General features: G+C 41.6%; 17 protein-coding genes. 3 read left to right on the forward strand and 14 right to left on the reverse strand.

From position 1 onward, the window contains the following. Window positions 1–40: 40 nt before the first annotated feature. The 9 genes from recO to rpoE form a co-directional block, all read right to left on the reverse strand. Complete coding sequence (gene recO, locus NO991_RS16570; protein WP_138600276.1) at window positions 41–727, reverse strand: DNA repair protein RecO; 687 nt, start codon at window positions 725–727, stop codon at window positions 41–43. A 17-nt stretch (window positions 728–744) separates the two neighbouring features. Beyond that, window positions 745–1,677 (reverse strand): GTPase Era, encoded by a 933-nt coding sequence (era, locus tag NO991_RS16575; protein WP_054554338.1) that lies wholly within the window; start codon window positions 1,675–1,677, stop codon window positions 745–747. After that, window positions 1,667–2,344, reverse strand: a complete 678-nt coding sequence (gene rnc, locus NO991_RS16580; protein ID WP_054554337.1) for a ribonuclease III — start codon at window positions 2,342–2,344, stop codon at window positions 1,667–1,669. The genes era and rnc overlap by 11 nt, the downstream gene beginning before the upstream one ends. Before the next feature lie 2 nt (window positions 2,345–2,346). Then, a complete protein-coding gene (gene lepB, locus NO991_RS16585; RefSeq protein ID WP_054554336.1) occupies window positions 2,347–3,282 on the reverse strand; it encodes a signal peptidase I in 936 nt (311 codons plus the stop codon). A gap of 26 nt (window positions 3,283–3,308) precedes the next feature. Further along, window positions 3,309–5,096, reverse strand: coding sequence for a translation elongation factor 4 (lepA, locus tag NO991_RS16590; RefSeq protein ID WP_054554335.1), 1,788 nt, complete (start codon window positions 5,094–5,096; stop codon window positions 3,309–3,311). Window positions 5,097–5,166: 70 nt separating this feature from the next. Next, on the reverse strand, window positions 5,167–5,616 hold the full coding sequence (locus NO991_RS16595; protein ID WP_054554334.1) for a SoxR reducing system RseC family protein: 450 nt from the start codon (window positions 5,614–5,616) through the stop codon (window positions 5,167–5,169). A 3-nt stretch (window positions 5,617–5,619) separates the two neighbouring features. Then, complete coding sequence (locus NO991_RS16600; protein ID WP_054554333.1) at window positions 5,620–6,573, reverse strand: MucB/RseB C-terminal domain-containing protein; 954 nt, start codon at window positions 6,571–6,573, stop codon at window positions 5,620–5,622. 4 nt (window positions 6,574–6,577) lie between these two features. Continuing rightward, window positions 6,578–7,204, reverse strand: coding sequence for a sigma-E factor negative regulatory protein (locus tag NO991_RS16605; RefSeq protein WP_138600274.1), 627 nt, complete (start codon window positions 7,202–7,204; stop codon window positions 6,578–6,580). Between the two features lies 1 nt (window position 7,205). Then, window positions 7,206–7,787: an RNA polymerase sigma factor RpoE gene (gene rpoE / locus NO991_RS16610; RefSeq protein WP_036969086.1), complete on the reverse strand. Its 582-nt coding sequence runs from the start codon at window positions 7,785–7,787 to the stop codon at window positions 7,206–7,208. 393 nt (window positions 7,788–8,180) lie between these two features. On the opposite strand from rpoE, the gene nadB reads away from it, so the two are divergent. Beyond that, the gene (gene nadB / locus NO991_RS16615) at window positions 8,181–9,803 is read left to right on the forward strand and encodes an L-aspartate oxidase (RefSeq protein ID WP_054554331.1); all 1,623 of its coding nucleotides are present in this window, start codon (window positions 8,181–8,183) and stop codon (window positions 9,801–9,803) included. On the opposite strand, the gene NO991_RS16620 is transcribed toward nadB, so the two are convergent. Both NO991_RS16620 and NO991_RS16625 read right to left on the reverse strand, forming a co-directional pair. Further along, window positions 9,778–10,185, reverse strand: a complete 408-nt coding sequence (locus NO991_RS16620) for a protein YgfX (RefSeq protein ID WP_138600272.1) — start codon at window positions 10,183–10,185, stop codon at window positions 9,778–9,780. The two genes, nadB and NO991_RS16620, sit on opposite strands and share 26 nt — an antisense overlap. Next, a complete protein-coding gene (locus NO991_RS16625) occupies window positions 10,178–10,429 on the reverse strand; it encodes a succinate dehydrogenase assembly factor 2 (protein WP_054562257.1) in 252 nt (83 codons plus the stop codon). Before NO991_RS16625 ends, NO991_RS16620 begins: the two co-directional genes overlap by 8 nt. Before the next feature lie 120 nt (window positions 10,430–10,549). On the opposite strand from NO991_RS16625, the gene ygfZ reads away from it, so the two are divergent. Both ygfZ and NO991_RS16635 read left to right on the forward strand, forming a co-directional pair. Next, the gene (gene ygfZ / locus NO991_RS16630; RefSeq protein WP_371352215.1) at window positions 10,550–11,461 is read left to right on the forward strand and encodes a tRNA-modifying protein YgfZ; all 912 of its coding nucleotides are present in this window, start codon (window positions 10,550–10,552) and stop codon (window positions 11,459–11,461) included. A gap of 12 nt (window positions 11,462–11,473) precedes the next feature. Next, a complete protein-coding gene (locus NO991_RS16635; protein ID WP_054554327.1) occupies window positions 11,474–11,959 on the forward strand; it encodes a peptidylprolyl isomerase in 486 nt (161 codons plus the stop codon). A 36-nt stretch (window positions 11,960–11,995) separates the two neighbouring features. On the opposite strand, the gene NO991_RS16640 is transcribed toward NO991_RS16635, so the two are convergent. Genes NO991_RS16640 through NO991_RS16650 form a run of 3 tightly spaced genes read right to left on the reverse strand, consistent with a single transcriptional unit; the run spans window position 11,996 to window position 13,661 of the window. Then, on the reverse strand, window positions 11,996–12,472 hold the full coding sequence (locus tag NO991_RS16640; RefSeq protein ID WP_138600268.1) for a hypothetical protein: 477 nt from the start codon (window positions 12,470–12,472) through the stop codon (window positions 11,996–11,998). A gap of 14 nt (window positions 12,473–12,486) precedes the next feature. Then, window positions 12,487–13,281, reverse strand: a complete 795-nt coding sequence (locus NO991_RS16645) for a YdiY family protein (protein WP_370316364.1) — start codon at window positions 13,279–13,281, stop codon at window positions 12,487–12,489. 59 nt (window positions 13,282–13,340) lie between these two features. Beyond that, window positions 13,341–13,661 (reverse strand): HI1450 family dsDNA-mimic protein, encoded by a 321-nt coding sequence (locus tag NO991_RS16650; protein WP_054554325.1) that lies wholly within the window; start codon window positions 13,659–13,661, stop codon window positions 13,341–13,343. Window positions 13,662–13,724: the final 63 nt, after the last annotated feature.

Raw genomic sequence — 13,724 nt, forward strand, 5'->3', positions numbered from 1 at the left:
TTTACCTGTTTAAAACAACGATTCAAGGCTGAACATCAGCCTACTTAATAAATAACTCACGGCTTTTTAATGGCTTTTTGCCAAGTAAAGGCTTGAGTAAGTATCGACTTAATTGCTTTGCCATATATAACACATCAGGGGCGCTAAAGTCATGAGCTGCTATGGCATTTAATTGCTTTCCTGAAAAACCACTATGGGGGTCGTCATGCAGTAAAAAACCGTATTCAGCAAAGTACTGGTAATTTGCTGCATCGATAATTTCATCACCTTCGGCATCAACACTAAAATCAACGCCATAACCAAGCATTTCAAGTAACTGAAACTCATAAGAGCGAAGCACCGCTTGCAGGTTTTTAGTGGTTGATAATTCACCTAGATGCTGTTTATAAAGATGATAAACACTTTCCATCGGCTCATTGATAGGTACGATACGATTGGTTAATTCGTTCATATAGAAGCCGCAATAAAGCTCGGTACCCTGCAACATAGTTTGCCGGCCATGGGGTTCAAAACGATTAATGTATTTTAAATCAGACTTGCCGTTATATTGTACGAGCAAAGATTGGAAAGGTTGTAATTGTGCTTTATGTTTAGTGGCCTGGCGACCACTAACACGGGCCAGCATTCTCAGCTGACCTACGCCTTCTACCAGCATATCGAGCATGACTTGCGAGTCGCTAAATGGACGTCGGTGCAGCAAGTATGCTGTGTAGAATTCGCTATCCATGGCGTGTAAGACTTTACTTAGTCTTCACCATAGCCAAGGCTACGTAGCGCACGCTCATCGTCGGCCCAGCCAGACTTCACTTTTACCCAAAGTTCTAAAAACACTTTGTTATCAAGCATATCTTCAAGGTCTTTACGAGCTTCACGGCCAATAACTTTCAGCTTTTCGCCTTTATTGCCGATCACCATACGCTTTTGCGTTTCACGCTCAACGAGGATCAAACCATTAATTTGCCAAACACCGTTTTCTTGCCATTTAAACTGTTCAATCTCTACAGTGACTGAATATGGTAACTCATCACCCATAAAGCGCATCAGCTTTTCACGGATCACTTCAGCTGCCATAAAGCGCATTGAACGGTCTGTTACGTAGTCTTCAGGGAAGTAAAACTCACAAAGCGGTAAACGCTTTTTCACTTCATCTTTGATTAAATCAATATTTTTACCCTGCTTCGCAGAGACCGGCATAATAGCCACAAAATCAAATTTACCACCTAAAAACTGCATGTGCGGTAGCACTAAATCACGGTCTTTAACTTGGTCAATTTTATTCATAACTAATAACACTGGGCGACCGCTCTGACGAACTTTATTTAGTACCATCTCATCGTCTTCGTTCCAGTGTGTGCCTTCAACCACAAAGATGATCAGTTCGACATCGCCAATTGAGCTTGATGCAGCACGGTTCATTAAACGGTTAATAGCGCGTTTTTCTTCTACGTGTAAGCCTGGTGTATCCACATAAACAGCTTGGTATTTACCTTCGGTATGAATACCCATGATACGGTGTCGTGTGGTTTGTGGCTTACGCGAGGTAATAGACACCTTTTGCTCAACAATATAGTTAAGTAAGGTTGATTTACCTACATTTGGGCGGCCAACAATGGCAACCATACCGCAGTGCGTGTCTAGCTCTGCAGGTTCTTTGCTAATTAAATCATCAAGATTCATTTTTAAGTATCTTTAAGGCTTTTTCAGCGGCTTTTTGCTCAGCTTTACGACGTGAGCTACCTACTGAGATAATGCTATCCATCCCTTCAACAATACATTCAACCGTGAATGTTTGATTGTGCGCTTGGCCTTTTGTATCAATTACAGTGTAGCCAGGTAACGATAATTTGCGCGCTTGTAAGTATTCTTGAAGTAATGTTTTCGGATCTTTTTGATTTAAGCCCGGCGAAATTGCATCAAGACGCGACTCGTACCAGCTTAAAATTAACTCACCACATTGCTCAATGTTTGAGTCTAAGAACACCGCACCAATAATCGCCTCAACGGCATCAGCAAGGGTTGATTCACGGCGAAAACCACCGCTTTTAAGCTCGCCTGGACCTAAGCGTAAGTAATCGCCTAAGCCAAACTCTAGGCCAAATTCAGCCAACGTTTGACCACGAACTAGGGTCGAACGCATGCGGCTTAAATCACCTTCGCGTGCTTTTGGAAATTTAGTGTAAAGCGCATTCGCAATCACAAAGCTCAAAATCGAATCGCCCAAAAACTCTAAGCGCTCGTTATGTTGGCCTTTATGACTGCGGTGCGTCATTGCCTGCTCAAGCAAAGCTTGATCAGTAAATGTATAACCTATTTTGTTGTATAACTCTGTTACGTTTTTTTTCATCGTTACTGAATATTACCTAGGCGTTCAAAACGAACACCAGTTGGAACCCAGCCTGGTAAAAAGTCATCTGGGCCATTCTCAAATTCAAAACTCATCCATATAAAGACGGCTTTACCTACCAAGTTTTCTTTAGGTACAAAGCCCCAAAAGCGACTGTCTTGGCTATTATCACGGTTATCACCCATCATGAAATAATGATCGGCAGGAACAACCCACTCATCAGAGCGTGTACCTGGTTGTTGATAATAACGGCCTTTCATTTCAGGAGCTTGCGGGTTAATTAAAATATTATGATTCAATGTGCTTAGGTTTTCTTCTAAGCGCACTAAATTCATCGAACCCTGCTTGAACTCGTCACTATTGAGGATTTCCATATCAATTTTGTTGTATTCATTACACAGCAAATCACCTTGCTGCGTTTCACCTTCGGCACATTTTGGCTGAATATAAAGGTGCTTATTGCGATAAACAATTTTATCGCCCGGTAAACCAATCGTACGTTTAATGTAATCTACACGCTCGTCTAATGGGTATTTAAATACCACAATATCACCACGTTCAGGTTCATCAACATCAACTAACTGGCTACGCCAAATTGGGTCTTTGATGCCATATGAGTACTTCTGTACCAAAATGAAGTCACCCACTAATAGGGTTGGCATCATTGAGCCAGATGGAATTTGAAACGGTTCAAAAATGAAAGAGCGAAAAATCGTGATCGCTGCAATCATCGGAAAAATTGACTTAGCCGTTTCAGTGATACTTGGCTCAGGCGCAATTAATGCGGCGGTTTCTTCGTCTAGTTCACCACCTGCTGCATTTTGAGCAAGGGCAATGCGTTGCTGACGCTTTGGCGCATACATAAAGTGGTCAATTAACCAAATTAATCCTGAGCCTAGCGTTAACAACACTAAGAAAATAGAAAAGTAACCCGCCATGCATTAATTCCTTTATTTACTTCTAATTATTTACCAACTTTAAGGATAGCTAAGAATGCATCTTGAGGTACTTCAACGTTACCTAGTTGCTTCATTCGCTTTTTACCTTCTTTTTGTTTTTGTAGCAGTTTCTTCTTACGGCTCACGTCACCACCGTAACATTTTGCGATTACGTTTTTACGTAATTGCTTAACTGTTGTACGGGCAATAACATGCTGACCAATCGCTGCTTGAATCGCAATATCAAACTGCTGACGTGGAATTAAGTCTTTCAGTGCTTCAGCTAACTGACGACCACGTGATTGTGCAATATCACGGTGAACAATAATAGCTAACGCATCAACACGCTCACCATTAATTAATACGTCAACACGTACCATGTCTGAAGCTTGGAAATGCTTGAAGTTATAATCAAGCGATGCAAAACCACGGCTTGTTGATTTTAACTTATCAAAGAAGTCCATGACTACTTCAGCCATCGGTAATTCGTACGTCACCGCAACTTGCTTACCATGGTAGCTCATTTTAGTTTGCATACCACGCTTTTCAACACAAAGCGTAATTACGTTACCTAAAAACTCTTGCGGAACTAATATGTTAGCTTCAACAATTGGCTCACGGATTTCAAGAATATTATTCACTGGCGGTAAGTCAGACGGGTTATCTATCTGTTTAGTTCCGTCTTTAGTCTCTACTTCGTAGATTACTGTTGGCGCAGTGGTAATAAGATCAATGTCGTATTCACGCTCAAGACGCTCTTGAATGATTTCCATGTGTAGCATGCCTAAGAAGCCACAACGGAAACCAAAGCCTAGTGCTGTTGAGTTTTCTGGCTCGAAGAATAACGACGCATCGTTCAAGCTTAATTTATCAAGCGCATCACGGAATGACTCATAGTCATCTGATGAAATTGGGAACATACCTGCATAAACCTGCGGTTTAATGCGTTGGAAGCCCGGTAAACGCTCTGGCGCAGAGTTACGTTGTAAAGTGATGGTATCACCTACAGGTGCACCATGGATTTCTTTAATACCCGCAATAACAAAGCCTACTTCACCGGTTTTTAGGATACCCGTGTTGGTTTGTTTTGGTGTGAAAATACCCACTTTATCTGCGATATGAACTTGATCATTCGACATGATCTTAATTTTATCGCCCGAGCGTAATTCACCATGTTTGATACGTACTAGTGATACAACGCCTTGGTATGGGTCAAACCATGAATCAATAATAAGCGCTTGTAGTGGCTTGTCTTTGTCACCTTCTGGCGGCGGAATATCTTTAACAATAATTTCGAGTACTTCTTCAATACCAATACCCGTTTTAGCACTACATTGCACTGCATCTAGGGCATCGATACCAATGATGTCTTCAATTTCTTCTGCTACACGAAGTGGATCGGCTTGTGGTAAGTCGATTTTATTTAGAACTGGAATAACTTCTAAGTCCATTTCGATTGCTGTGTAGCAGTTAGCTAAAGTTTGAGCTTCTACACCTTGACCCGCATCAACAACTAAAAGTGCACCTTCACAGGCTGCAAGTGAACGTGATACTTCGTATGTGAAGTCAACGTGTCCTGGCGTGTCGATAAAGTTTAACTGGTATGTTTCGCCGTCTTTAGCTTTATAATTTAGCGTTACACTTTGCGCTTTGATGGTAATACCACGCTCACGCTCTATGTCCATTGAGTCTAACACCTGCTGCTGCATTTCACGGTCTGTTAAACCACCACAAACTTGGATAAGACGGTCAGAGAGAGTCGATTTACCATGGTCAATATGGGCGATGATCGAAAAATTACGGATATGCTTCATAAACTGGATTCTAAACTTCTATATAAAATGGACTAAGTGTATAAAGCGACAATTTTACATTTAATTGGCTTTAATCACCATCTATTTGAGTGAAAGGAATAGTAATTGGGTGAATTTTTATTACTTTAATATCATGCTTCAGGCTCTTAACCCTTGATTTTGCTATCGCATAGCCCGTCAAACCACCAATCACGGCGGCTAAAATTTGCCAGCCTTCGGCAAGCGAAAAAGCCGAAAATGCGATTAAAGCAAACCCTAAACTAAACAAAAGGGGTAGCATGTAAACAGCCATAGCGTGTTTAACTAAGTGGCTATCATCGAGTGCTAAAGTTACTTTTTGCCCTACTTGGAGCTCTTTTTCGAAGGTATAAGGAAAGGTTTTTTTAGCTGTTCCAAACAGCTTTGCAAAAACTTGCGAACCACAACGACCATTACAGCCGGCACAGGCTTGCTTTTGTTCTGCTTCTAAATTCGCTGTCGTGCCTTTAACTGACACGACAGTGAGTGTTTGTTCAATCATGATTTAAAGAGGTCGCGCTACCGACTCAGCTATAGCTTTGGCTGTCATAGCTGGGATATTACCAACAACCGATACATCAAAGCTACCACCATTGTGCACATACACAGTCGTTGCACCTGAGGTTAAAGCGCCGCTTGCACGCTTTCCAGGTAACGGTCTTTGAATAAAAACAGACACTTCAACAAACCCATCTGAATATAAATAATAGTCAGCAAGTTCATTATTTAAATCAAGTTTATGGCGATCTGACTTTAATAACTTAAAGCCATCAGGGAGCCAACCAATTTTCCAATCATTCGCTGCGCCGTCACCATCGCTGGCTAAATCGTTAGTCGCAAGGACTGCTGGAAAGTCACGATTTTGCATTTCAACTAACATAGGTGCTGGCTGCTCTGTTACGCTGATATGAGTTAACTGTAACTGCTCAAGCATTTCACCTTTGTGATTCACATAGGCAGATTTAAGTAACAACGATGACTCAGTATCTAGCCAAATCCAGTAGTTATATTTGTATTCATCTTTTGATTCGATACGTACTAACTGTGCTGAGCGCCCTGCAATACGGCCTTTTCCGCCAAGCACAAAATCATAGTGAGCGCTTAGTCGATTAATATCTTTAAAAAGTACTTCAGGAATTGGCCCGGCGATAGAGTCTGTTTTCACTGAATAAGGCTCAGAATGAGGCTCAAAATAGGTCACTTGATCGTCAACGCGCACCATTTCTAGGCCAGCGCCGTTGAGCAAACTTAAATGCTCAAGCTCAATATCGCCTTGTTTTGCATGTAACCAGCGATAGGGTTCCATGGCTTGGCCTTTTACAACCACAAATGATGCGTCAAAGTTGCGAGTATGAACGGCCATAGCCATATCATTTAATAAAGTCTTGGCGGGATTTTCGTCGCTGGCAATGGCTGGAGCCGTTAATACCAGCGACAAAATAAAAGTAAAAACTTTCATTTAATTAGTTTTTTTCCTCGTCTGCATTTTCTGCAGTTTGCGATTTTTCTAGCGAATATGCAACACGTGCTTGACGTTGGTGCTCAAGCACTAATGCACCAATACGCTGTTGTTGTAACTCACGTAAACCTTGCTCTGCATTTTCTAATGCAGGTTGCTCAGATGAGTAACTAACAGGAGAGGCCATACCGGTTAATGGTACAGTTTGTAATGTTGGGATGTCATTTTGTGGCACTTCACTGTTTTGTGGCAAAGTTTGTACGCCCACAATAGCAAACATGGCAACACTAGCAGCAATGGCCACTTGGGCAAATGGACGACGCCAATTAAATGCTACTACGTTATCAGTGCCTGTTGCCGCCACGATTTCTTCGCTTTTTGGTGCCGTTGTTTTATTCGCGAAATCTGCGTAAACAGGTTCTTGCTCTAGTGATTCAGCCACTGCATCTGCAATGTCAAAATTAAAAGCGTTGTTATTTGCCTCAGCACGCATTACATCACCAATCATTGCGTAACGACCAAATGTAGACACATCGTCGTTTGTGATCGCTTGATCAGTTAACTGCTGCTCGCCGTCAAGTAACGCGGACAACTGCTCATTATCCAACTTGTTAACGTCTGCTTTTGTCATACTAAGACTCACCTATTAATGGATTCAATTTATTATCAATCGCCTCACGGGCACGGAAAATACGTGAACGCACCGTTCCCACAGGGCAATCCATAACCACGGCTATTTCTTCATAGCTCATACCTTCAATTTCACGAAGGGTAATCGCGGTTTTTAGATCTTCAGGCAAACTATCAATCGTATTAAAAATTACAGCACGTACTTCGTCACTTAATAACAGGTTTTCTGGCGATGCGTTTGAACGCATTGCATCTGCACTGTCATAAAATTCTGCTTCTTCGGCATCAACATCGTTAGCTGGGGGTTTGCGCCCCTGCGCAACTAAGTAATTTTTAGCACAATTTACGGCGATACGGTACAACCAAGTATAAAAGGCGCTATCACCTCTAAAGTTAGGTAAAGCACGGTAGGCTTTAATAAAAGCTTCCTGTGCGACATCAGCAACATCACCTTGGTTCGATACATAACGTGAAATCAAACCTGCAATTTTATTCTGATATTTTCTAACTAATAGGTTGAAGGCGTTTTTATCTCCTTGCTGGACCCTTTTAACTAGCGCTAAATCCAAATCCTGCTCGCTCATTCGAGCCGGTACTCCTCTGTTTGATTCTTGCTTGCTATTCATATACTCGCCATTGTTTACACAAACTCTGACTGCACCATGAATATAAAAGTTCAGTTTAAAATGATTTTTTTATAAAATAGCACGCAAATAAATTGAGTCATACCAATCTTATTACACGACAACCTCAATAATTGCTTAAGAATCAACGGTTATCTAAATTAAACTCACAATTTAAAACAGCTAACAATAAACTGTTTATGTGACGATAAAACTAATAAGATTGGTATAACGTTTTAAAATGACTAATAGTGTTAAAGCAAATATGGTACATATACGTATACCACATAAAAATTTATTTGCTCAAACTTTTAGCACTACTAGCCGAGCATTGTAACCGCAAAGACCACAGACATGAACCAAAATAAACATCACATTACTGATGTCGCTATCATTGGCAGCGGCGCCGCTGGCCTTTCTCTTGCTTTATCGCTTGCAAATCACTGTAAGGTGACGGTACTTAGTAAAGGCGCATTAACAGAAGGTTCTACCTTATATGCTCAAGGTGGTATTGCAGCAGTATTTGATAAAAAGAATGACAGCATTGAATCTCATGTTGAAGATACTCTCGATGCAGGCGGCGGATTATGTGACCGTGATGCGGTTCACTACACAGCAAGCAATGCTAAAAAATGTTTAAAGTGGCTGATTGAGCAAGGCGTACCTTTTGATATGGAGTTCGATTCAAAAGGTAAAGAACGTTTTCATTTAACTCGCGAAGGTGGTCACAGTCATCGCCGTATTTTACATGCCGCCGATGCCACTGGCCGAGCAGTGCAAACAACCTTAATTAGCCAAGTACAAGCCCACCCTAACATCACCTTGTTAGAAAATTACAATGCCATTGATTTAATCACAGATAAAAGCTTAGCCAAAAAAGGCAAGCATGTTCACGGCTTGTATGTTTGGAACTGTGTTGATAAAAAAGTTGAAACTATCGCTGCCAAGTTCGTATCACTGGCAACAGGTGGCGCAAGTAAAGTGTACCTATATACTTCTAACCCAGATGTATCAAGTGGTGATGGTATCGCAATGGCATGGCGTGCGGGGTGCCGTGTAGCCAATATGGAATTTAACCAATTCCACCCAACAAGTTTGTATCACCCAGAGCTGCAAAACTTTTTGATCACAGAAGCTATGCGCGGTGAAGGAGCGTATTTAAAACGCCCTGATGGTACTCGCTTTATGAAAGACTTTGATGAGCGCGAAGAACTTGCCCCTCGCGATATTGTTGCTCGTGCCATCGATTTTGAAATGAAACGCCTTGGTGCGAATTGTGTGTACCTTGATATTAGCCACAAAGATAAAGATTTTATCATTGAGCACTTCCCAACTATCTACGCAAAATGCTTAAGTGTTGGCCTCGACATTACCAAAGAAGCCATTCCTGTCGTGCCTGCTGCACACTATACCTGCGGCGGTGTTATGACCGACTTTAATGGCCGCACAGATTTAGATAACTTATATGCGGTTGGCGAAGTAGCTTACACAGGCTTACACGGTGCTAATCGTATGGCGAGCAACTCTCTACTTGAGTGCATTGTATTTGCCCATGCAGCCGCGAAAGATATTCTGAGCAAAATCGATGCAAGCCCTGCCCTTGAAGCCTTACCATTATGGGATGAAAGTCGCGTAACAAACTCAGACGAAGAAATCGTTATTACTCACAACTGGCATGAGCTAAGGTTATTTATGTGGGATTACGTGGGTATTGTACGCTCAACAAAACGCTTAGAGCGAGCGCTTCACCGCGTTGAATTACTGCAGCAAGAAATTCACGACTATTACGCAAACTTTAGGGTTACAAATAACTTATTAGAACTTCGAAACCTAGTGCAGGTTGCAGAGCTTATTATTCGCAGCGCCCTTGAGCGTAAAGAAAGTCGTGGTCTTCATTACACGATTGATTACCCAGAGCAAAACGAAAATCCAACACCGACAATTTTAACGCCTAAGTCGGTTGCTGCACTGCAATAATCGCGCGCTTTAAACGCGAGAAACTTTCTTCATCAACACTGGCTGAGCTGATAATCAGCCAGTGTGATTGATAAAACCCAGCTAACCTCAGCACCACAAAATTAGCAAACACATAACTTTTAGCCGTTATTTGGCCTTGTACTTTCAGTTTGTCGTTTACAAATCTAAGCTCTGCTTGCTCTAAAATTATAAAACCCTTTTCAGGTTGTGCTTGTTGGACTTTTTTAAAACTAAGAATGGCTAAGAAAAAGCACGCAAAACAAGCCAACAGCTGAGCGATAACATGCTGATAAGCAAAACATAAAATAATGGCTGTTAAGCAAAAAAAGACCACAAAGGGTTTGTGGTCGGGGGTGTTATTTGTAACGGTAAACCTATACACGAACTCGGTCTAAAATTAACGCAACCATGCCGTTTAGCTCTGGGTCTTTACACTCTTCATGACCCATAAACCATGCGAATAAATCAGGATCATCGCACTCAAGTAAGCGTTGAAAAACAGCTTGCTGTTCTTTTGATAGTGAGTCAAACGCTTCTTCAACGAATGGCATAAATAAAACATCTAGTTCTAACATACCGCGACGGCATGCCCAACGAATACGTTCTTTACTGTGAATTTCAGTCATTTTAAACCTCGTACTTATTTGTCTGCAGTTTACCAAATTGCAATCGAATAAACAGCTATTTAAATTGCTACCCTAACTAAGTTATCATTAGCGCTCATTCATATCGTAAAGAAGGTTTTTATGTCGACTGTTTACGCATGTCCTTTATCTTATTCACTTATCAGCCTAACTGGCAAAGATAAGTTGTCTTACCTTCACGGACAAATTACGCAAGATATCAACAAATTAACTGATGATAACTTCCTTTGGGCTGGCCACTGTAATGCAAAAGGCAAGCTTTGGGGTGTATTTAGGTTGTTTTCACACCTTGATAGCTATTACCTTGCAGGGTCAAAACCTGAGGTAGAGCAATCGCTAGTCGAGTTAAAAAAATATGCGGTATTTTCGCAAGTAGAAATTCAGCAATCTGAAAAACCGCTAATTGGCTTACTAGGTGATGACCTAACAGCGACTCTAGAAACCTTAGCAATTAATTTTGACGACGAGCACAACGCTGTCGATTTTGCTGGCGGTAAAGCGTTAAAGCTTGCAGATAACCGCGTATTGCTTATGGTCAACGACGAGTTTAGCTTACCTGATAACGTCACAGCTCTTGATGATGACGCGTTATGGCAACAGGCAGCTATTGCCGCAGGCGAGCCATCATTAAACAGCGACGCTATTGGCGAATATGTACCGCAAATGGTTAACTTACAAGCGCTTGGTGGTATCAGTTTCAGAAAAGGTTGCTACACAGGGCAAGAAACCGTCGCCCGTATGAAATACCTAGGCAAAAATAAACGTGCTATGTATATAGTTTCGGGCAAAGCTGAAGGCTTGCTTGATGAGCTAGAACTTGAAACCCAACTGGGCGAAAACTGGCGCCGAGCAGGCAAGCTTATTAGCCAAAGTTATAATCAACAAACGCAAACCTTAATGGGCCTTGTTGTGCTTCCGAACGATAATGAAGCAGGCCAAATTTTGCGAGCTAAACACCTCCCTCAGGTAGAGTTATCTATTCAAGCTCTGCCTTACTCTCTCGAAGATGAATAAATAGGAATGACTATGATCGTAGCAGCAAACAAAGTGGTAAAAATGCATTATTCAGTATTGGATAATAACAAAAACACCATCGACAACTCTTTCGATGGCGAGCCACTGGTGTTTATCGTTGGCACGGGTTTCTTAATTCCAGGCCTCGAAAATGCGCTATTAGGTAAAGAAGCGGGCGACACATTCAGCGTAACTGTTGAGCCAGAGCAAGGCTATGGTGAGCGTCACGATGACCTTATGCAAGCAGTACCAAAATCAATGTTTGAAGGTATGGAAATTGAAGTAGGTATGCAGTTCCGCGCTACGACTGACGCTGGCGACCAATCAGTGATGATCATCGAAATTCAAGACGAAGACGTTATTGTAGATGGTAACCACCCACTTTCAGGTATTACCCTTCATTTTGATGTTGAAGTACTTGAAGTACGCGATGCAACTGAAGAAGAATTAGCACATGGTCATGTGCACGGTGAAGGTGGTTGTGGTCACAGCCACTAAACCATTACTATAAAAAAAGCGCCACTGGCGCTTTTCTTATATCTGTTCGACTACTTCTTCTGTATCCACAGAAGCGTCTGTCACAGGTTCAGCAATATGTTCTCTAAGCGCAGCCAGTAAACCTTCTTGGTCATTGGTTCCTAAGCGATAGTGCGTGCCGTCTTTCATTGCCAATTCAACAGCACTAAACCCAGATACACTGTAAACCCAGCCATCATGGGTGATACGCAGACCAATACCATGTCGAAAAGAGTTACTCACAGCCCGAACAGATTCAATCTCATCAAAAGTCACGGTTTTTCCAAATACACCCGGACCGAATGCCCAGCTTACTGTTTTATCGCTCACCTTGATGGTTAAGCCATGAAACAAAAAAGCCACCAGCACTAAGATAGCGCTAAACACCATAAGAGGAATATCTGCACCAATTAAATTCCAAGCTAAGGCGATGAAGGCGCCAATCCAGCCTAAGATAACAAAAATAAAAATAGCGTACTGTTTATGTTGATACATTCTGAAGTATTCTCTTAAAAGCTATAAACAAAGGTTGCACTCAGCTCAGAATCGTACTTGAGCTTATCTTCCTCTGGTTTTGAGTTATAGCGATACATGTAGGTAAATTTGAGTGACACATCACCCATAATTTTGCTGATCAGGGATGTTTCTGATTTTAAACGCGAGTTTAACCCTGACAATGATTGTTCATAACTGACATCTTGATTAAAGCGAGTGCGAGCAGAAACCGTACGCTCCCACTGCAGCGCTAGACGAAGCAGATAACCGGTTTTTGTTTCATCTTCTTCTGTTGCAGTCTCTTGATCAGCCACCGAGCGGTATAAACCTGGGCCCACATCGATATCGACTTTATTCTTGCTGCCTTGGTAAATGCGGTTACCGTAACCCGTCGCTATGGTGCTCTTAAACTCAAGACCACTAAACTTATCTCGCTCGTAGTCACCGTAAATGAAAAATGACTCATTTTTCACATTTAGTTTATAGTTACCTTGGCCCGATACAAAAATACGGTCAGCAGAGACTTCTTCATCACCAGTTTCTTCATTACGGTCGCGTTTGTATAAAGTATCGAGCTTAAATTGGTTACGCCACTTTTCGAAATCTTGGTATAGGTTACCTTTAAGTTTGAAGCTGGTTGAGTTGGTATTACCGCGGCTTACCATAAAACCAAACTCCATATCTCCGTACAGCAACTCGCCTTTATGAATTTTATGGATTTCTTCTTCTGATAATTGCCCGTACTCATGAAAGTCTTCAAACGGATCAACAGCAAAAGCCTGCCAACTGCAAACTAGCAGGGCGGGCAAAATAATTCGTTTTATTGAATTAAAACAACTAAAAGTAGAGTCAAACATCGGCTGGAGAGTTATTCGCTATCTTTCCAAAGAATGTGGCAAAACGGTGCATCTTTGTCTCGGCTAATTAAAATTTTCGCAAACAAGATATCTTGATTGTCGAATTCAAGTCCTACTAAGACTTGCACAAATAGCTCAGGTTCAATTTCTAGTGCAACAAAATCTTGCCACTGCTCGTCAGGCTCACCTTCTTCAATAAAGCCAAGCTCTTCTCTGTGCTCGTTAAAATCAGCAATATCTTGCTCGCTTAAATTATCAGGCGCTAATTCTAAAAATATATCATAAGCCTGATGAGTTACTTCTTCTTCACTGTATAAGCGTGGACCAGCCATTCCTTAAACCTCTGCACATGTGTATCGCTTTGAATCTGGCTATGATAACAAACCTCTTTTGAG

The sequence above is a fragment of the Pseudoalteromonas sp. DY56-GL22 genome, from assembly GCF_041414715.1.
In the GTDB taxonomy this organism is placed as follows: domain Bacteria; phylum Pseudomonadota; class Gammaproteobacteria; order Enterobacterales; family Alteromonadaceae; genus Pseudoalteromonas; species Pseudoalteromonas simplex.